General features: G+C 70.5%; 17 protein-coding genes and 2 tRNA genes. 4 read left to right on the plus strand and 15 right to left on the minus strand.

What is annotated here, in order from left to right:
* Positions 1-587 precede the first annotated feature (587 nt).
* From HLK59_RS20490 to leuS, 3 genes are all read right to left on the minus strand, one after another.
* Positions 588-1,433 (minus strand): DegV family protein, encoded by an 846-nt coding sequence (locus tag HLK59_RS20490; protein WP_171142932.1) that lies wholly within the window; start codon positions 1,431-1,433, stop codon positions 588-590.
* 72 nt (positions 1,434-1,505) lie between these two features.
* Positions 1,506-2,258 carry a hypothetical protein gene (locus HLK59_RS20495; RefSeq protein WP_171142933.1) on the minus strand — a complete coding sequence of 251 codons (753 nt, stop codon included), beginning with the start codon at positions 2,256-2,258 and terminating at the stop codon, positions 1,506-1,508.
* A 180-nt stretch (positions 2,259-2,438) separates the two neighbouring features.
* Positions 2,439-5,324, minus strand: coding sequence for a leucine--tRNA ligase (gene leuS / locus HLK59_RS20500; protein WP_171142934.1), 2,886 nt, complete (start codon positions 5,322-5,324; stop codon positions 2,439-2,441).
* A 449-nt stretch (positions 5,325-5,773) separates the two neighbouring features.
* Here leuS and HLK59_RS20505 point away from each other — a divergent pair, with 449 nt between their 5' ends.
* Together HLK59_RS20505 and HLK59_RS20510 are read left to right on the plus strand one after the other, a co-directional pair.
* On the plus strand, positions 5,774-7,057 hold the full coding sequence (locus tag HLK59_RS20505; RefSeq protein ID WP_171142935.1) for a cytochrome b/b6 domain-containing protein: 1,284 nt from the start codon (positions 5,774-5,776) through the stop codon (positions 7,055-7,057).
* Complete coding sequence (locus HLK59_RS20510; protein ID WP_171142936.1) at positions 7,054-8,667, plus strand: NADH-quinone oxidoreductase subunit NuoF family protein; 1,614 nt, start codon at positions 7,054-7,056, stop codon at positions 8,665-8,667. The genes HLK59_RS20505 and HLK59_RS20510 overlap by 4 nt, the downstream gene beginning before the upstream one ends.
* A 113-nt stretch (positions 8,668-8,780) precedes the next feature.
* Here HLK59_RS20510 and HLK59_RS20515 read toward each other — a convergent pair.
* The 3 genes from HLK59_RS20515 to HLK59_RS20525 all read right to left on the minus strand — a co-directional run bounded on the left by HLK59_RS20515 (position 8,781) and on the right by HLK59_RS20525 (position 10,794).
* Positions 8,781-8,853: transfer RNA gene (locus HLK59_RS20515), tRNA-Ala, on the minus strand.
* A 102-nt stretch (positions 8,854-8,955) separates the two neighbouring features.
* Positions 8,956-9,189: a hypothetical protein gene (locus HLK59_RS20520; protein WP_003976229.1), complete on the minus strand. Its 234-nt coding sequence runs from the start codon at positions 9,187-9,189 to the stop codon at positions 8,956-8,958.
* 246 nt (positions 9,190-9,435) lie between these two features.
* Entirely contained in the window at positions 9,436-10,794 is a 1,359-nt protein-coding gene (locus tag HLK59_RS20525) for an MFS transporter (protein ID WP_346779782.1), read from the minus strand.
* Positions 10,795-11,008: 214 nt separating this feature from the next.
* Between HLK59_RS20525 and HLK59_RS20530 the strand changes: the two genes are divergently transcribed.
* Positions 11,009-11,896, plus strand: coding sequence for a helix-turn-helix transcriptional regulator (locus HLK59_RS20530; RefSeq protein ID WP_171142938.1), 888 nt, complete (start codon positions 11,009-11,011; stop codon positions 11,894-11,896).
* Here the strand turns inward: HLK59_RS20530 and HLK59_RS20535 are convergent.
* The 7 genes from HLK59_RS20535 to HLK59_RS20565 form a co-directional block, all read right to left on the minus strand.
* A tRNA-Ala gene (locus HLK59_RS20535) sits at positions 11,878-11,950 on the minus strand. The two genes, HLK59_RS20530 and HLK59_RS20535, sit on opposite strands and share 19 nt — an antisense overlap.
* A 75-nt stretch (positions 11,951-12,025) precedes the next feature.
* Positions 12,026-12,697, minus strand: coding sequence for a histidine phosphatase family protein (locus tag HLK59_RS20540; protein WP_171142939.1), 672 nt, complete (start codon positions 12,695-12,697; stop codon positions 12,026-12,028).
* Complete coding sequence (gene rsfS, locus HLK59_RS20545; protein WP_171142940.1) at positions 12,694-13,140, minus strand: ribosome silencing factor; 447 nt, start codon at positions 13,138-13,140, stop codon at positions 12,694-12,696. The genes HLK59_RS20540 and rsfS overlap by 4 nt, the downstream gene beginning before the upstream one ends.
* 77 nt (positions 13,141-13,217) lie before the next feature.
* Positions 13,218-14,999, minus strand: a complete 1,782-nt coding sequence (locus tag HLK59_RS20550; protein WP_171142941.1) for an LCP family protein — start codon at positions 14,997-14,999, stop codon at positions 13,218-13,220.
* A 16-nt stretch (positions 15,000-15,015) separates the two neighbouring features.
* Positions 15,016-15,654: a nicotinate-nucleotide adenylyltransferase gene (gene nadD / locus HLK59_RS20555; protein ID WP_171142942.1), complete on the minus strand. Its 639-nt coding sequence runs from the start codon at positions 15,652-15,654 to the stop codon at positions 15,016-15,018.
* 78 nt (positions 15,655-15,732) lie between these two features.
* Positions 15,733-15,897: a hypothetical protein gene (locus tag HLK59_RS20560; protein WP_171142943.1), complete on the minus strand. Its 165-nt coding sequence runs from the start codon at positions 15,895-15,897 to the stop codon at positions 15,733-15,735.
* Positions 15,898-16,039: 142 nt separating this feature from the next.
* The gene (locus tag HLK59_RS20565) at positions 16,040-16,201 is read right to left on the minus strand and encodes a hypothetical protein (RefSeq protein WP_171142944.1); all 162 of its coding nucleotides are present in this window, start codon (positions 16,199-16,201) and stop codon (positions 16,040-16,042) included.
* Between the two features lie 124 nt (positions 16,202-16,325).
* Here HLK59_RS20565 and HLK59_RS20570 point away from each other — a divergent pair, with 124 nt between their 5' ends.
* Entirely contained in the window at positions 16,326-17,435 is a 1,110-nt protein-coding gene (locus tag HLK59_RS20570) for a M48 family metallopeptidase (RefSeq protein WP_171142964.1), read from the plus strand.
* A gap of 45 nt (positions 17,436-17,480) precedes the next feature.
* Here HLK59_RS20570 and HLK59_RS20575 read toward each other — a convergent pair whose 3' ends face one another.
* Together HLK59_RS20575 and HLK59_RS20580 are read right to left on the minus strand one after the other, a co-directional pair.
* Complete coding sequence (locus HLK59_RS20575; protein ID WP_171142945.1) at positions 17,481-18,557, minus strand: hypothetical protein; 1,077 nt, start codon at positions 18,555-18,557, stop codon at positions 17,481-17,483.
* 120 nt (positions 18,558-18,677) lie between these two features.
* Positions 18,678-19,256, minus strand: coding sequence for a hypothetical protein (locus HLK59_RS20580; RefSeq protein ID WP_346779781.1), 579 nt, complete (start codon positions 19,254-19,256; stop codon positions 18,678-18,680).
* Between the last annotated feature and the right edge of the window lie 9 nt (positions 19,257-19,265).

The following is a 19,265-nucleotide window of genomic DNA, read 5'->3' on the forward strand; positions in this document are numbered from 1 at the left end:
ATCCGGACCGGGCCGCCCCCCGCCCGCATCCCCTGGTCCACCGCCCCGCACACCCCCCCACCCACCCCCTCCCCCCCCCCCCCCCGCCCCCCCGCCCCCCCGCCGCCCCCCCCCCCCCCCCACACGCCCCCCCCCCCCCCCCACCACCGCGCCCGGCCTCTCATCTGGCGCCGCCCACGTCCTGACTCCTCTTCCGCTCGCCGGCGCTCCGCCCGTCCCCGCCTCGCGCCGCTCCTCGGCACGATCGGCGAACATGAGCTCCGCACGTCGGCGAAGATCCTCGGCCGACGCGGACCGGTCCCGAACCCGTGACCGCCGGTGGTGACGTCGGTGGTCACGGGAACGGACATCGGAGGCGGACCCACGGCCCGGCCCACTGGTCGGAGTCGCTGTGCGTGAACGTGATCGAAGTGCCATGCGACGAGGATCGGGCACCCGCCACCCTCGCGATGATCTTGCTCAATTCCCGGGGACGACACCCCAGTTGTGGATAACCCCGCCACCCACACGAGTGAAGGCGGGCCATCCACTGCCGCCCCCCACCGAAGTTCCCAGGGGCGGCCCCATCACGTCACCACCTCACCGCCTCACCGCGGCGAGACCACAGCCCCCAACAACCCCGGCCCCGTATGCGCCCCGATCACCGCACCGACCTCGCTCACATGCAGGTCCGCCAGCCCCGGCACCCGCGCCCGCAGCCGGTCCGCCAGTGCCGACGCCCGGTCGGGGGCGGCGAGATGGTGGACGGCGATGTCGACCTGCGCGCCGCCCGCCCGGTCGGCCACGATCTCCTCCAGGCGGGCGATCGCCTTCGACGCGGTGCGCACCTTCTCCAGCGGTTCGATCCGGCCGCCCTCCAGCTGGAGCAGCGGCTTGACCGCGAGCGCGGAGCCGAAGAGTGCCTGTGCGGCACCGATCCGGCCGCCGCGGCGCAGATAGTCGAGGGTGTCGACGTAGAAGTAGGCGGAGGTCCCGGCGGCCCGTTTCTCCGCGGCGGTGACGGCCTCGTCCACCGTGCCGCCTGCCTCGGCAGCCTCCGCCGCCGCCAGCGCGCAGAAGCCGAGCGCCATCGCGATCATCCCGGTGTCCACGACCCGCACCGGCACCGGCGCCTCGCGCGCCGCGAGGACCGCCGCGTCGTAGGTGCCGGAGAGCTCGGCGGACAGGTGCAGGGAGACGATGCCGGTCGCGCCGGACTCCGCGACCCGGCGGTAGGTCTCCGCGAAGAGCTGGGGGCTGGGGCGCGAGGTGGTGACAGGGCGCCGCTTCTGGAGTGCCTGTGCCAGCGAGCGGGTCGAGATCTCGGTGCCCTCTTCGAGGGCCTGGTCGCCGAGGACGACGGTCAGGGGCACCGCGGTGATGCCGTGGCGCTCCATCGTCCGCTGCGGCAGGTAGGCCGTTGAATCGGTGACGATCGCGACATGGCGGGACATGAGCTGGAGGTTACCTGCCGTAGCGCCAGGGCGGCAGCCCGACCCCTGTCACCTGGGGCAGCCTTGACCGGATCAAGTCGTGCTCTCGGGACGGGGCTTCTTCTGCCAGGGGTACGCGGGGCGCTGTGTCGGCGGCGTGATGGCGGGCCGGGTCGGTTCCTCGGCGGTGCGTGACCGCGGTGTCTCCGGCCAGGTCTGCTGTGCCGTCGTGGCGTCGGCGACAGGTGCCTCGGGCCACGGGGGCGGGGGCTGCGCGGGCTCCGTCGGCTCCGGTGTCTCCGATGTCGTCCAGTGCCGCAGCGCGCCGGCCTCCATGTCGATCTGGGAGCTCAGCGAGTCCAGGTCGTCGTCCGCGAAGCGGCGGGCGCGGTCCCGGGCCGCCCAGCGCAGTGAGTCCGCGGAGTGCGCGATCTGCTCGGTGCGCTCGCGCAGCCCCGGCAGTCGCTCGGCGAGCGTCGCCCGGTCCGGTTCGGACTCCAGGCGCCTGAGTTCGCCGTCCAACTCGTGTCCGTGTGCGCTGAGCCGCTGGAAGAGGGCGAGGGACTCCTTGAGGGACTCGTCCTCGGCCACGCCCGCGTGCAGGGCGTCCTGGGTGGCGCGCATGGAGGTGCGCAGCTTCAGCCGCAGTTGGGCCAGCTCGCCCGCCGCGCCGGGCTGGGCGAACGACTTGGCCCGCAGGGTGTGGTCCTCGACCGTGCGGCGGGCCTGGGTGATGGTGCGGTCCACGCCCCGCTTGGCGGCGCCGACGACCTTCACCGTGGCGTAGACACCGAGCACCAGGAAGAGCACGAAGAGCAGAGCGACTATCGCCAACAGTGCCTCCACGATGCTCCTCCTCCGACCGGGCGCGATGTGCCGCGCCGCTCTTCAACGGTAAACGCAGCGAGCAGGCCCGGAGTTCCGGAAGAACCCCGAACCTGCCCGTACGGAACCCCTAAGGGACACCGGCACCCGTACCGTGCCTCACGCCACCGTGCCTCACGCCGCCATGCCTCACGCCGTGCCTCACGCCGGAACGATGTTCACCAGCTTCGGCGCCCGCACGATCACCTTGCGGATCCCCGCCCCGTCCAGCGCCGCCACGACCTTGTCGTCGGCCAGCGCGACCTTCTCCAGCTCCTCGTCGGAGATGGCCGGGGAGACCTCCAGACGGGCCTTGACCTTGCCCTTGATCTGCACGACGCAGGTCACGCTCTCGTCCACGACGTACGCCGGGTCGGCGACCGGGAAGTCCTGGTGGACGACCGAGTCCGTGTGGCCCAGCTTGCGCCACAGCTCCTCGGCGATGTGCGGGGCCAGCGGCGCGACCAGCAGCACCAGCGACTCGGCGACCGAGCGCGGCACCGAGCCGCCCGCCTTGGTCAGGTGGTTGTTCAGCTCGGTGACCTTGGCGATCGCGGTGTTGAACCGCATGCCGTCCAGGTCCTGCCGTACCCCGTCGATGGCCTTGTGCAGGGCGCGCAGGCTGTCCTCGTCGGCCTCGGTGTCGACCACCGTCACCGCGCCGGTGTTCTCGTCGACGACGTTGCGCCACAGCCGCTGCAGCAGCCGGAACTGTCCGACCACCGCGCGCGTGTCCCACGGCCGGGAGACGTCCAGCGGGCCCATCGCCATCTCGTACAGGCGCAGGGTGTCGGCGCCGTACTCCTCGCAGATCTCGTCCGGAGTGACCGCGTTCTTCAGGGACTTGCCCATCTTGCCCAGCAGCCGGGAGACCTTCTCGCCCTGGTGGTAGTACGCGCCGTCGCGCTCCTCCACCTCGGCGGCCGGCACCGCGATGCCACGGCTGTCGCGGTAGACGAAGGCCTGGATCATGCCCTGGTTGAACAGCTTGTGGAACGGCTCCACGGAGGAGACGTGCCCCAGGTCGAACAGCACCTTGGACCAGAAGCGCGCGTACAGCAGGTGCAGCACCGCGTGCTCGGCGCCGCCGACGTACAGGTCGACACCGCCGTGCGGCTGGCCCTCGCGCGGGCCCATCCAGTACTGCTCGATCTCCGGGTCGACCAGCTGCTCGCTGTTGTGCGGGTCCAGGTAGCGCAGCTCGTACCAGCAGGAGCCGGCCCAGTTGGGCATGGTGTTGGTCTCGCGGCGGTACGGGCGCGGGCCACGTCCGTCACCCAGGTCCAGGGTGACGTTCACCCAGTCCTCGTTGCGCGACAGCGGCGTCTCGGGGGAGGTGTCCGCGTCGTCCGGGTCGAAGGTGCGCGGCGAGTAGTCCTCGACCTCGGGCAGCTCCAGCGGCAGCATCGACTCGGGCAGCGAGTGGGCGATGCCGTCCTCGTCGTAGACGATCGGGAAGGGCTCGCCCCAGTAGCGCTGGCGGCTGAACAGCCAGTCGCGCAGCCGGAAGTTGACGGTGCCCTCGCCGACACCGGACCGCTCCAGCCACTCCGTCATACGGGCCTTGGCCTCGACGACGCCCAGGCCGTCCAGGGAGACACCCTCACCGGTGGAGTTGATGATCTTCGCGTCGTACGACCCGAAGGCGTCCTCCCATGTGGAGGTGTCGGTGCCCCGGCCGTCCGTCGGCTCGACGATGGCGTGGATCGGCAGCTCGAAGGCGCGCGCGAACTCGAAGTCGCGCTGGTCGCCCGCCGGGACGGCCATGATCGCGCCGGTGCCGTAGCCCATCAGAACGTAGTCGGCGATGAAGACGGGGATCCGGTCGCCGTTGACCGGGTTGGTGGCGTACGAGCCGATGAAGACGCCGGTCTTGTCCTTGGCCTCGGCCTGTCGCTCCACGTCGGACTTGGAGGCGGCCTGCGCGCGGTACGCGGCGACGGCCTCGGCCGGGGTGGCGTGACCGCCGGTCCACACGTCGTGGGTGCCCTCGGGCCAGGCGGCCGGGGTGAACTTCTCGACCAGCGGGTGCTCGGGCGCCAGCACCATGTAGGTGGCGCCGAACAGGGTGTCCGGGCGGGTGGTGAAGACGGTGATCTTCTCGCCGTCGATGGGGAAGTCGACGCGGGCACCCTCGGAGCGGCCGATCCAGTTGCGCTGCTGCAGCTTGATGGCCTCGGGCCAGTCCAGCGCGTCCAGGTCGTCCAGCAGCCGGTCGGCGTAGGCGGTGATGCGCATGTTCCACTGGCGCAGCTTGGCCTTGAAGACGGGGAAGTTGCCGCGCTCGGAGCGGCCGTCGGCGGTGACCTCCTCGTTGGCCAGCACGGTGCCCAGCCCGGGACACCAGTTGACCGGCGCGTCGGAGGCGTAGGCCAGGCGGAACCCGCTCAGGACGTCGGCGCGCTCGATGGCGCTCAGCTCGTTCCACGCGCGCGTGGCGCCATCAGCGGTCGGTACGGCGCGCTCACCGGTCTCGAACTGGGCGATCAGCGAGGAGATCGGGCGGGCCTTGTCCGCCTCGTCGTCGTACCAGGAGTTGAAGATCTGCAGGAAGATCCACTGGGTCCACTTGTAGTACTCCGGGTCGATCGTGGCGAACGACCGGCGCTTGTCGTGGCCCAGGCCCAGCCGGCGCAGCTGGACCTTCATGTTCTCGATGTTGGCCTCGGTGGAGACACGCGGGTGCGTGCCGGTCTGCACGGCGTACTGCTCGGCGGGCAGGCCGAAGGCGTCGAAGCCCAGGGTGTGCAGGACGTTGTGGCCGGTCATGCGCTGGAACCGGGCGAAGACGTCGGTCGCGATGTAGCCCAGGGGGTGGCCGACGTGCAGACCCGCACCGGAGGGGTACGGGAACATGTCCATGATGAACTTCTTGGGCTTGGCGACCAGCTCCGGGTCGCCGGCCAGGTCACCCTTGGGGTTCGGCGCGGCGTACGTGCCCTCGACGTCCCAGAAGTCCTGCCAGCGTGCCTCGATCTCGGCCGCCACGGCGGCCGTGTAGCGGTGCGGCGCGGCCACCTCGGCGGCAGCGGGGTTCGTCTCGCTCATGATCCTTAAGCTCCATCGATCGTCTCTGCCGGCGGCTGTCTCGTTCAGGAAACGAAAAATCCCCTCGCACAGGAGGGGACGCCGCGCCGATGCCGACTCACCCGGTTCGCCCGGCGGTCGGGACTGATCAGCGCGGCCCGCTAAGCAGAAGGCGTACGGCACGCATGGCGTCAGAGTACCGCAGCCGTTGAGCAAGCCGCGACGCGCTTACGTATGCCTCTTCGGCACCGGGTGCCGTTCGCTCCAACCCCGCAGAGCACTCCAACATCACCCGACAAGAACTGAACAAGAGTCAAAAGTTACTTCGCGTAACGACTACTAAGGGACATCACAACAACCGCATAGTCCTTTGATAACAACGCAATAACTCAAACCTCGTACCGATCGGTATGGCTCCACTTAGAGTGCGGCAGCGGGACCGCTTTCCCGAACTGCTCGGAGTTGCCCCCATGAACCCTCGTCGTAGTAACAGCTCGCTCCCCAAGACCGGTCGCTCGGCATACGGGATCGCGTCGGCTGTCGTCCTGCTCTTCATACCCGTGTTCGTGCTGGTCGGAGGTGAGCGAGTCCGTGACTTCCTGAACTTCGGCGCGGGCGTGCTGTCCCTCGTCTGCCTCAGCTGCTCGGTGATCTGGGGCCTGGTCGCCCAGGACCGGATCTTCCTCAACCCGAAACAGCGGATCATCGGCCAGGCCGTGCACCGGACGACAGCGGTCGGCTCGATCGCGTTCCTGCTGCTGCACATCACCACGAAGGTCGCCCTCGACCACACCACACTGATCTCCGCGATCATCCCGTTCTCGCTCGGCGTCACCGGAAGCGCCGGCCTGATCGGCCTCGGCTCGCTGGCCGGCCTGCTGATGATCTTCGTGGGTATCACCGGCGCCCTGCGCAACCAGTTCGCCTCCCCGGCCCCGGTCGCCGCCCGCTGGCGCGCCATGCACATGCTGGCCTACCCGGCCTGGTGCTTCGCCCTGGTCCACGGCCTGTACTCGGGCCGCGAGGCCAAGCCGATCTTCGTGATCCTCTACAGCCTCTCGCTGGCCGGCGTCATCGGCGCGCTCGCCCTGCGCGCGGCACCCCGCCCGGTCAAGCGCAAGGTCGCCGACCGGATCCAGGCCATCATGGGCACCGAGGACCGCTCGGGCCGCGAGGAGCTGGACGCGAGCCGCGCCAGGAACGCGGAGACGGCGTCCGCACTGCCGGGCTACGAGAACGCACGCGCGACCCAGTCCCGTACGCCTTCCTACGAGACCCCCGCGCCGCCCGCCCCGGACCCCTCGAACGGCTTCGCGGCCGCCTACCGCGCCGTCAACCCGACCCCGCGCATCCCGTCCCAGCCGACGTACGGCGCCGAGCAGACCGCCCGCATGGACCTGCCGATGGACATGCAGCCCACGGAGGCGGTCCCGCGCTACGACACCGGTGGCAGCACCTCGGGCAGCTGGCCGATCCCGTTGCCCCCGCCGGTCGGCGAGGCTCCCCCGTCGGCCTACGACCCGCTCCAGGACACCGGATACAACATCCCGACCTATCGCAATACGGACACGTCCGGATACGGCACGGGTGATGTGTACAACACCGGTGAGTCGAACAACTCGTCCGGCCCGTACTACCCGAACGACACGTACAACAGCGGTCCCGCCACTGATCCATCGCCTGGTGAGTCGTACGACTTCGACACACCGGGCCCGGGCGAACCTTGGAACATGCCTTCCGGAGGCTATAGGTGAACGAGGCCCTGCCCGACGTCCCAGAAGTCCGCGTGGTCGGTCTTCCTCAGCTCACGTCGGGCTTCGACCTTGTCGAAAGACTTGATCTGCCCATGCACCTGAAGGTGCACGGGCCGCTCGAACCCCTGGGCGGCGAGCAACTCGCGAAGCTCGCCGAGAACATCAACCTGAAGGGCCGCGGCGGCGCGGGCTTCCCCTTCCACAAGAAACTGCGCTCGGTCGCCGAGGCGGCCATCAAGCGCGGTGTGCGCCCGGTCGTCGTCGTCAACGGAAGCGAGGACGAACCGGCCTGCCGCAAGGACACGGTGCTCATCAACCGTGCCCCGCACCTCATCCTGGACGGCGCCCTCCTGGTCGCCGAAGCCCTGGGTGCCCGCACGCTCGTGGTGGGGGTCACCCGGGAGTCCACCCAGCGGTCCATGGAGGCCGCCCTCGCCGAACGCGGCCTCAGCAACGGCCGCAGATCGGCGCTACGCGCGCGCGTGCAGCGCAATCCCGTGCGCATGGTCACCGGAGCAGCGGCGTCGCTGATCCGTTCCATCGACGGCGGCCCGGCGATCCCGCCCGGCCGCAAGGTCAGCGCCTCGCAGAACGGCGTCGGCGGCGCGCCCACCCTGCTGTCGAACGCCGAGACGTTCGCGCAGCTGGCCATCGCCGCCCGCATCGGCCCGGAGCGCTACGGCAACACCGGCCTGTACGACGAGCCGGGCACCGTCATGCTCACGGTCTCCGGCGCGGTCGCCCGCCCCATGGTCATCGAGGCCCCCACCGGCGTACCGCTGCGCTACATCCTTCAGCTCGCCGGCGCCCCGCCGGTCCCGCAGGGGGTGTTGACCGGCGGCTACCACGGCAAGTGGATCGACGCCGCGACGGTCAACGAGGCGGTCGTCTCGCGCAACTCTCTGGACGCGGTGGGCGGTGCGCTCGGCGCGGGCGCGATCCTGCCGATCAGTCAGGAGACCTGCCCGCTGGGCGAGTCGCTGATGGTGGCGAAGTGGCTGGCCGAGGAGAGCGCCGGGCAGTGCGGCCCCTGCTACCTCGGTCTGCCGGCCGCCGCGCGCGGCATGGAGGACATCCTCAACGGCGGCGGCCCGGCCGCCCTGGAGGCGCTCAAGCAGGTCGCCAAGAACGTGAAGCGGCGCGGTGCGTGCTCGCACCCGGACGGCTCCGCGATGTTCCTGGAGTCGACCATCAAGGCGTTCACCGACGACCTCGCCGCGCACGTCCTCGGCAACGGCTGCGGACGGCCCGTGGAGGGCGTTCTGCCGCTCTTCGAGGGCGGCATGACACCCGCGGGCCTCACCAGCGGCGCGGAGTCCGAGGAGAACGGTCCCAGCCGCCAGAAGATCTACGTCGACTGGACGCTGTGCCGGGGCCACGGCCTGTGCGCCGACATCCTCCCGGAGGTCTTCGAGCTCGGCGCCGACGGCTTCCCCACCGTCGCCCAGGCCCAGGTGCCGCGTTACGCCGAGGCGAAGGCGCTCCGCGCGGTCCGCCGTTGCCCCGCCCTCGCCCTGCGTCTGGAGGAGGCGGCCCCGCGCGACAACAGCGCCTCCCGCAACCTCCCGGTCCTCTCCCAGGGCCGCGGCCGCCGCGCACTGGGGCGCTGAGCCGACAGCACGATGGGGGCCGCCCGGCTGCGGGCGGCCCCCATCGCCGTATCAACTGCCTCTGGAAACGCAAGAATCCCGCCGGATCGAAATGATCTGGCGGGATCTTTCTGTGGAGCTAAGGAGAATTGAACTCCTGACCTCCTGCATGCCATGCAGGCGCTCTACCAACTGAGCTATAGCCCCTTGCGGTGTCCCCCGGGGTCTCCCCCGGCGGCGACGCCAACATTACACGCTCCCCCGGGTGGAACACCAAATCGTTTCCCTGAGGCCCGCCACCGACGGGCCTCACGCAGTGACGAACGAATAGAACCGTTTGAGCGTGCAGTGCTCCTCAAGGAGCCGGCCGTAGATCGGCTCGCCCTCGAGTTCGCGGTACGTCTCGATCGGGTCGCCTTTTATGATCAGCGCCCGCGCGCACTCCTCGCACCAGTACTGGTAGTCGGGATTGACCGGCTCCATGTCCCGCACGATCGGCGTCCCGCTGCCGCACCAGTCGCACTTTCGCCTGTGTGCACCCATCGATCAGCTCCAGCTGTGGCCGCAGGCCGTGCACACGTAGGAAATCCCCCCGTTGTCACCCAGGACCTGGGCGACATGGAGGGAACCGCAGGAAGGGCAGGTGAGCCGGGTGACCGTATCCCGTGTCGACGCTGCTTCAAGGAGGTGGCCGACCTCCTTGAGGATGCTCGCAGGCATCACTGCTCCCTCCCGTCGGGCCGCGCCCCCTTCCGGCCGTTTGATTCTGCCACGGCCGGACCAATACGGTCAGCGACGCCTCAGTACCAGTCCGGACACGGCACCCACCGCCGCCGTCCCGGCCAGCGCGAACATGCACGCCGAGAGCGCCTCCGCAGAGGTATACGCCTCGAAAGCCCCGAGTGACTCAAGCCGGTTCAAGAACAGTGTGCCGAATGCGGCGACTCCGGTCAGCTGACCGAGCTGGGTGACCGTGGCGAGCAGCCCGCTGGCGTCCGCCGCGTCCTCGGGCAGCACCGTGGCCAGCGCCCGGGTCAGCGTGGGACTGAAGGCCAGCGCGAGCCCGACACCCACGCCGGCGTACGCGACGTACACCCGCGCTCCCCCGTCACCGCCGCCGTCGAGCACCAGACCGACCCCGGCCACGGACAGCGCGGTCAGCAGGAACCCGGCCGGCGCCAGCGCGCGCTGCCAGGCCGCCGGCCACCTCCGCCAGGTCAGCCCGACCAGACCGAAGACGACCGCGGTCGGCGCGAAGGTCAGGCCGGCGCGCAGCGCGCTGTAGCCGAGACCGCCCTGGACGTGCAGCGTGAGCACGAACAGGAAGCCGCCGTTGACCGCCATGACGGCCAGGATGCGCAGGACGGCCAGGCCCATGCCCGGGTGCCGCAGCACCCGCGGGGCGATCAGCGGATCGCCGCCGCGCCGGGCGAGCCCGGACTCGTACCGGCAGAATCCCGCGAACAGAAAGGCGGCACCGGCCAGCGACAGCCACGACCACAGCGGCCAGTCCTCCTCCTGCCCCAGCACCAGCGGCACCGTGAACAGCGACACGGCCGCGCCGAGCAGGACCAGGCCCGGCAGGTCCAGGCCGCGCCCGCGCGCGCTGCCGTGGCCGCGCGGCAGAACACGGCGCCCGACGATCAGGAGTACGACGCCCACGGGCACGTTCACCAGGAACACCGGCCGCCAGCCGGTGCCGAACAGGTCGGCGCTGACCAGGACTCCGCCGAGTATCTGTCCGGCGACGGCACCGACGGCGAGGACCGCGGAGTACGCGCCCAGCGCCTTCACCCGGGCCTCGCCGACGAAGTTCCGCTGGATGAGGCTGAGCACCTGCGGGATCATCACCGCCGAGCCGATGCCCTGGACCAGCCGGAAGGCGATCAGTTCCGTGGCGCCCTGCGCCAGGCCGCAGGCGAGCGAGGCGGCGGTGAACAGGGCCATCCCGACGAGATGGACCCGGCCGTGGCCGTACCGGTCGCCGAGGCGGGCACCGGTGATCAGCAACACGGAGTAGGTGATGGTGTATCCGGCGACCACCAGCTGCAACTCGGCGCCCGATGCCTGGAGTTCGGAACCGATGGTGGGCGCCGCGACGTTGACGATGAAGACGTCGAGCAGGGCCATGAACGTGGCGGCGAGCACGACCGCGAGCAGCGGCCGGGGGGCGTTGTCAGTGCCGGGTGTTTCACTGATCGCAGGGCTTGGAACGGGCTCGGTACCCGCTGCGGAACGGGGTGTTGTGGTCATGGCGTCGAGCGTGACGGCACTGCGGTACGGGTGCCGAGAGCCCGCTGATGCTGGTACTGACAGCACCTGGCAAGCGCCGGGCCGGGCGGCGAGGATGGGGGATGTGACGATGGGGACGACACAGCGCCGCCGACCCGAGCTGGCCGCGTTTCTGCGCACCAGGCGCGCCCGGGTGACACCGGCGGACGTGGGGATGCCACCGGGCTTACGGCGCCGCACTCCGGGACTGCGCCGCGAGGAGGTCGCCCAGCTCTCGGGGGTGGGGATCACCTGGTACACGTGGCTGGAGCAGGGCCGCCCGATCAACGCCTCCGCGCAGGTCCTGGACGCCGTGGCGCGCACCCTGCGTCTCGATCCGCCGGAGCGCGAGCATCTGTACCACCTGGCCGAAGTGCCGTACGCCACACCCACGCCGCAGTCCCCGGCGCAGACCGTGGGACCGGAGATCCAGGGCATCATCGACGCCCTCGACCCGCGTCCGGCGGTGGTCTACAACGCGCGGTACGACATCCTGGCCGCCAACCCCGTCTACCGTGCCCTGTTCGTGGACCGGGCGAGGGACGGCACCGGCCGGCTCAACGCGCTGTGGGGGCTGTTCGCGGTGCCGGAGGAGGACTGCCCGCTGATGTTCCGGGAGTCGGAGCTGCCGGTGATGGTGGCCACCTTGCGCGCCGCCTACGGACTGCATGCCGGGGAGCCCGTCTGGGAGGACTTCATACGCCGACTGTCCGCGGCGAGCCCGCTGTTCACCCGCCTCTGGGAGAGCGGTGACGTGGCGGAGCCCGGGCAGCGGGTGAAGGTCTTCCGCCACGCCGCGGTGGGCGAGCTGCGGATGACGTCGGTCTCACTGTCGGTCAACGGGATGCCGGAGTGCCGGATCGTCGTCTACACACCGGACGACGAGGAGACGGTCCAGCGCACGGCCACGCTGATGGAAAGGAAAAATCCCGCCCTGTGCAGGACGGGATCTTCCATCTGTGGAGCTAAGGAGAATTGAACTCCTGACCTCCTGCATGCCATGCAGGCGCTCTACCAACTGAGCTATAGCCCCTCGCTGAGTTCGTCCCGCTCGGCGGGGCGAACAAGAAGAACTTTAGCCTGCGACCTGCCGGAAAGTGAAATCCGCTCAGTCGTCGTCGCCGAGCACCGGTTCCGGCAGCGTGCCGGCGTTGTGCTCCAGGAGACGCCAGCCGCGGGCGCCTTCGCCGAGGACCGACCAGCAGCAGTTGGAGAGGCCGCCGAGGCTCTCCCAGTGCCGGGCCTCCAGGCCGAGGAGACGGCCGATGGTGGTGCGGATCGTGCCGCCGTGGCTGACGACGACGAGCGTGCCGTCGTCGGGGAGCTTGTCGGCGTGCCGGGTCACCACGGGGGCGGCCCGGTCGGCCACCTCGGTCTCCAGTTCGCCGCCGCCGCGGCGGATCGGCTCACCGCGCTTCCACGCGGCGTACTCGTCCCCGTACGAGGCGATGATCTCCTCGTGCGTCAGCCCCTGCCAGATGCCCGCGTAGGTCTCGCGCAGGCCCTCGTCATGGCTGACGTCCAGGCCGGTGAGCACGGCGAGCTCGCCGGCCGTGTTCGCGGCCCGCTTGAGGTCCGAGGCGACGATCGCGTCGGGCTTCAGGGAGGCGAGCAGCCGGGCGGCCCGGCGGGCCTGGGACACGCCGGTCTCGGTGAGCTCGACGTCCGTGGTGCCCTGGAAACGGCGCTCCACATTCCAGGCGGTCTGGCCGTGCCGCCACAGAATGACGCGGCGGCCCCGGCCGGGCCGGCCGACCGTCACCTCACCGGTGGCACTCACCGCCAGTCACCACCGAGGTCCTCGGTGTCCTCGGCGGCCTTCAGCTTGGCGTGCTCCTCGGCCTTGCCGCGGGTGGCCTTGGCCTCCTCGGGCAGGTCGAGCTCGGGGCAGTCCTTCCACAGCCGCTCCAGGGCGTAGAAGACACGCTCCTCGCTGTGCTGGACGTGGACGACGATGTCGACGTAGTCGAGCAGGACCCAGCGGGCCTCGCGGTCGCCCTCGCGGCGCACCGGCTTGACGCCGAGCTCCTTCTGGAGCCGCTCCTCGATCTCGTCGACGATCGACTTGACCTGGCGGTCGTTGGGCGCGGAGGCCAGCAGGAAGGCGTCCGTGATCGACAGTACGTCGCTGACGTCGTAGGCGATGATGTCGTGCGCGAGCTTGTCGGCGGCCGCCTGTGCGGCGGTGTGGATGAGCTCGATGGAGCGGTCAGTGGCGGTCACTACACGGCTTTCGGTCGGTGGTCACTTGACATCAAGGGTCTCACGGACCGCCGCAGGCACCCCATTCCTTAAATGGATCACGACGACGAGGGCTCGTAGTCCTGGCCGAGGACCACGGAGACGTTCGCGTTCGAGGTGGTCTTGCCCTTGGTGACGGCGCTGGTGGGCAGACCCAGGGTCTTGGCGACCTCGGTGGCGTTCTCCTTGTCGGCGGCGTCGGTGTAGACGACCTTGGACGCGGTCTGGGCGGCGGACGCGGTGCCGCCCTCCAGGAAGGTGAAGCCGCCGTTGAGGAGCACGATGCGGGCCTTCTCGGTGTTGCCCTTGACCCCACTGGCGTTCTGGACGGAGACGCGGACGGCGGCGTCCTTGTCGGGGCTCTTCGCGGTGCCGCCGAGGACGTCCTTGACCACGCTGCCGCTGGCCTGGGCACTCAGGGTGCCGTCGGTCTGGACGGGCAGCAGGGCGGTCTTGTAGTCGCCGCCCTTGGCGAGGTCGGCGAGCTTGGCGAGGAAGGTGCCGAGGTCCTTGTCGGTGAGCGACGGGTCGAGGATCTGCGCCAGCGTCTGGACGGTGACCGTGGCGCCCTGGGCGTCGGAGGACACCTTGCGCAGCACGCCCTGCATGACCTGCCCGAACCGCTCCAGCTGGGCGTTCTGGGCCTCGCCGGAGGCGCGGTAGGTGGCGTAGGCGACGGCCGCCTTGCCGCCGAGGGTGCGGTCCTTGCCCTTGCTCACCAGGGGCGCGGTGCCCTTCTTGCCGCCCGGGTCGGGCACGTCGGCGTCGGCGTCGACCTCGATGTTGCCGATGATGTCGACGAGATTCTGGAGGTAGGGGGTGTCCAGGCGCCAGGTGCCCTGGATCTCGGTGCCGAGGACCGTGTCGATGGCCTCGCGGGTGCCGGAGGAGCCGTCGTCCTCGACCGACTTGGCGAGGGTGGTCGTGGAGCCGTCGTCGTCGGCCACGGCGAGGGAGTTGGGGAGCAGGACCGTGGTGCCCTGCTCGGTGGTGGTGTTGTCGACGAGCAGCGCCGTGGAGGTGCCGCCCTTCTTGGTGTTGTGCAGGTGGACGACGATCACGTCGCGGTTCTGGGCGGCCGCGGACGTGGCGGTGCCCGTCTTGGAGTCGGAGGAGGACAGGCCGGGCAGTTTCCCGGCGTACCAGAGGTAGCCGACGCCGCCGACCGCGGTCAGCGCCAGGACCACGACGAGGGCGACGAGGCGGCTGCGGGCGCGGCGCTTGGCCTCCTCGCGCCGCTCGGTGCGGTTCTCGGTGAAGTTCAGCCAGTCGATGACGTCCTCGGAGTCGGTGTCCGGCTCCTCGACGAAGGCGAACTGCCCGGTCGCGTAGTCCCGTTCGGACCGGCCGCCGCCGACCGGACCGTCCGTCTCCTCGGCCGGGCCGGCCTGCTGCGGGATGTAGGCGGTCTGCTCGGCGACACGGGGCTGCTGCCCGCTCGCGGCGGCGCGGCCGTAGGGGTCGTACGACGTCCCGGGCGCCCCGGGCGCGCCTTGTGTCCCCGCGTACCCGTACGGGTCGTAGGACGGCGCGGGAGCCTGCCGGCCGGTGTCGTACGGGTCGTACGGGGGCACGGGGTGCTGGCCGCCCGTGTCGTACGGCGCGACGGGGTGCTGACTGCCGGTGTCGTACGGCTGCCCGGGGTACTGCCCCGTCTGCTGTCCGCCCGCCGCGTACGGGTCGTAGCCGTAGCCCTGTTGCTGCGCGTACGGGTCGTACGGCTGCTGCCGCGGCTGCTGGGCGGACGGCTGGTAGACGGGCCGGCCGTACTCGTCGTAGCCGACGAGCTCGTACCGGTCGTCGTGGTCGCCGCCGTGTCCCGCGTCGTATCGGTCGTTCACCGGTGCCCCTCTCGGCTCACTCGCCGCGGTACAGCTCGCGCTTGTCGATGTAGCGCACGACTCCGTCCGGCACCATGTACCAGATGGGGTCTCCCTTGGCGACTCTCGCACGGCAGTCCGTCGAGGAGATGGCCAGCGCGGGAACCTCCACGAGAGAGACACCGCCCTCCGGGAGCCCCGCGTCCGTGAGGTGGTGGCCGGGGCGGGTGACCCCGATGAAGTGCGCCAGGGAGAACAGCTCCTCGGTGTCGCGCCAGGTCAGCAGCTGGGCGAGGGCGTCGGCGCCGGTGATGAAGAAGAGGTCCGTGTCGGGGTTGAGCGCGCGCAGGTCGCGCAGGGTGTCCACGGTGTAGGTGGGGCCGCCGCGGTCGAGGTCGATCCGGCTCACCGAGAACTGCGGGTTCTCGGCGGTCGCGATCACCGTCATCAGGTAGCGGTCCTCGGCCGGCGAGACGCTGCGGTGGCTCTTCTGCCACGGCTGCCCGGTCGGTACGAACACCACCTCGTCCAGGTGGAACTGCGCGGCGACCTCGCTGGCCGCCACGAGGTGCCCGTGGTGGATCGGGTCGAACGTCCCGCCCATGACGCCGAGACGGCGCTTGCCGGGGTTCGACGGGCCGTTGCCCGGGCCGGTAGGCATGTCCTGCTCTCCCATGCGTGCAGACCCTACCGGCCCGTCCTGAGAGCACCGGTCACAGGAGGCCCGGAGTGCCCCGCTATGGGCACGGGTGCCTCAGCGGTCGCGGTTGAAGCGGGTGGTGATCCACAGCAGCAGCATCAGGATGACGAACGCGCCGCCACCGGTGAGAAGGGGGCTGAGGCTCTCGTGGTTGCCGCCGTGCTCCTCGCCCTCGGCGGCAAAGGTGACCAACTGGGCTGCGGCGCTGTGGAAGCTCATCTTCGGCAGGACCTATCCGGTGTGGGCGGGATAAAGACGTCGGCCCATCGTAAGCGGGCGGCTCGGCGGCGATCACGCCGACTCCGCCGTTGGGGCGCCGGGTTGCCGTCCCGGATCGCCGCGAGGGAACTTCCGCGCTCTCTCAGTCGTCCTTCTGCCTGTAGCCACGCAGCAGGAACCACGCGGTCAGCGCACAGCCCACCAGCATCACGACCAGTACCACCCGGAGCAGGTTTCCCGGCCCTTGCTGCTCGGCTGCGCCCGTGGCTCCGGCGAGCCAGGCGGACGCGGGGTCGTGCTCCATGACGGGACTCCTTCGCTGTACTGCCCGTCCACCGTATCTCCGCCTAGGCTGGGCTCTGCTTCGGGGGCGCAAAGGACCGCACAAGGGTCCGCAAAGGGCCACTCTCACGCACATGGGGGAAGACATGTCCGACGACGGCCACGAGCAGAACGGGCACGAGGAGAACGGGCACGAGAACGTGCCGAGCAGGCAGCGCAGGCGCTTCCCCGGAATCTCCTCGCGTGCGTACGAGCACCCCGCCGACCGCTCCGCCCTGGTGGCGCTGCGGAAGCTGAGCGGGTTCGACACCGTCTTCAAGGCGCTCAGCGGGCTGCTGCCCGAGCGGAGCCTGCGGCTGCTGTTCCTGTCCGACTCCGTGCGGGTGTCGGACCAGCAGTTCTCGTACCTCAACGACATGCTGCGGGACGCCTGTTACATCCTGGACCTGGAGAAGGTCCCGCCGATGTACGTCAGCCAGGACCCGAAGCCGAACGCGATGTGCATCGGCCTGGACGAGCCGATCATCGTCGTCACCACGGGCCTCGTCGATCTGCTGGACGAGGAGGAGATGCGGGCGGTCGTCGGGCACGAGGTGGGGCACGCCCTGTCCGGTCACGCGGTCTACCGGACCATCCTGCTGTTCCTGACCAACCTCGCCATCCGGGTGGCGTGGATCCCGCTGGGCAGCCTCGCGATCATGGCGATCGTGACCGCGCTGCGCGAGTGGTTCCGCAAGTCGGAGCTGTCGGCGGACCGGGCGGGGCTGCTGGTGGGCCAGGACCTGCGGGCCTCGATGCGGGGTCTGATGAAGCTGGCGGGCGGCCACCATCTGCACGAGATGAACGTGGACGCGTTCCTGAAGCAGGCCGAGGAGTACGAGGCCGGGGGCGACCTGCGCGACTCCGTGCTGAAGATCCTCAACGTCCTGCCGCGCTCCCACCCCTTCACCACCGTGCGGGCGGCCGAGCTGAAGAAGTGGTCCGAGTCCCGCGACTACCAGCGGATCATGGACGGCCACTACCCGCGGCGCACCGAGGACAAGGACACCTCGGTCACGGACTCCTTCCGTGAGTCGGCGGCCAGCTACGCGAGCAATGTGAAGAGCTCCAAGGACCCGCTGATGAAGCTGGTCACCGACATCGCCGGCGGAGCGGGCGACCTGGGCGGCCGCGTCCGCCGGGGCTTCGGCGGCTTCACGACCACGACCCCGAGGGACGAGGAGCCTCCGACCGACACGCCTCGCGCCGAGGACTGACGGAACCGGACCCACCTGGGGGCACGAGGAACTGGGTGTACCCGCTCACACCTTCGGCAACGCCCCCGCCGCCAACGTCCCGCACACCGCCGTGGCCCGGTCCGTGGCGAACGGATCCGTGCCGGCCGGACCGCCCGTCTTCGCGGTCTGGCCGGCCAGCAGCGGACTCAGCAGATCCGCCGCGTTGCCCCCGCAGGACAGCGGCCCGGCCTGGACGTACGACACGGTGAGCTGGGCCTGGTGCAGGCGCACGTCGTTCTGGTCGAAGCGGAACCGCATCTCGCGCCGCACGGTGAACAGCGACGCCTCGGCCCCGGCACCGGCGCCGACGGGCCGCAGCGCGTACACGAAGGTGTGGTCCGCGGTGATCTCCAGGAACGTCGAGTCGGTCTCGGTGGCCCGCAGGGTCCCCTGCACCCGGATCCTGGGGTCGGCCAGCTCGACACTCTTGGCGTCGAAGCGAACCAGCCATCCGGTGACCGCGTGGCGACCGTCGGCGGCCGGATGGTTCAGGCTCTCGTCGAACTGGAAGTGCTGGTCCGCGGGGAGCAGCACCCGCACGGGACGGGTCTGTCCGCCCGTGAGCACCTCCGGGTAGAGCGCGGAGCGGACGATGTACTCCTTGACGGTGTCCAGCGCGCTCAGCACCTGGGTCTCGGAGTAGTGCGAGGTGTCGCGGGCGGCGGGCATCGTGATCCCCGCGGCCCCGATGCGGAACTGCGCGGCGGGGCTGTGCGCGTACAGCTGCTCGGGGTCGGCCGCTCCGGGCACCTTGCCCTCGGGGGCGAGCGGGACGACGGTCGCCCGGAAGAGGCTCGCTTCGGCGTCCCGGATCGCGGCGGGGCTCTCATAGGGGTGCCGTACGCCCATGTAGATCGCCGTACCGAAGGCCAGGGCAATCAGCAGGACCAGGACGAGCGCCTGCCGGGACAGCCCTCGGTGGACCGGTGGACGGCGGCGGACGGCGGGCGCGTGGTCGGCCAGGCGCTCCTGCGCCGAGAACTCCTGGAGTCGGGCAGCGCGGACGAACGACTCGTCGAAGACGACGGATCGGTACTCGTCCTCGCCACCTCCGGGGCCGCCCTCGGGTGCCCCCTCAGGTGGGTCTCCAGGCCCTCCCATATCTTCAGAGTAGGTCTCCGGGAGCTCAGGTAAACGCTCCGCTGCGCGACAACTTCTGACAGGTTCTCACCAGGACCGTCAGCCGGTGGCCGGTAAGTGTTCAAGGCATCCGCCAAGCGTTCAAGGCATCCGCGGGGTGGCCGAGATGGCCGGCTGGGAGTGGTCGGCGGAGGCCGAGGGGGCCGCCGCGGTGCCGTGCTCCAGACCGGTCGAGGCGGGTGCGGAGGGACCTTGGTCCTGGCTGTCGGAGGACGCCCCCCGGTAGACCGCGGCGAAGGCCAGCGCGACCATGCCGATGCCCATCACGAGGGCCAGCATCCAGGCGACGGGACGGTGCCAGCGGACCTGCTTGCCGTACGTCCCCGGAGCGCCGTAGCGGCCTTCGAGGACATCGGTGTCGTCCAGCTCGTCGAGCTCGGGATCATGGCCGAAACCGCCACGCCCGTCGGAGCCGTACCCGTCCTCGTAGCGCTCGCCTCTGCCGTGGGCGCGGCGGGCCTCGGCCTCGGAGGCCTCGGCTCTCGCCTGCGCGGCGGCCAGGAGGCGTTCCACGGCGGTCGGCTCGTGCACCACGGCCGCTCGTACGAAGTCCTCGTCGAAGACCACGGAGGCGAACTCTTCGTCCGACACCCCGCGGTCATGGTCGTCGTCGGGCTCCCAGCCGTCAGGGAACGGCGTACCCCCCACGTCCTCCGGCACGGTTCCAGA

Origin of the sequence: Streptomyces sp. S3(2020) (genome assembly GCF_013044505.1) — a bacterium.
Lineage (GTDB): Bacteria > Actinomycetota > Actinomycetes > Streptomycetales > Streptomycetaceae > Streptomyces.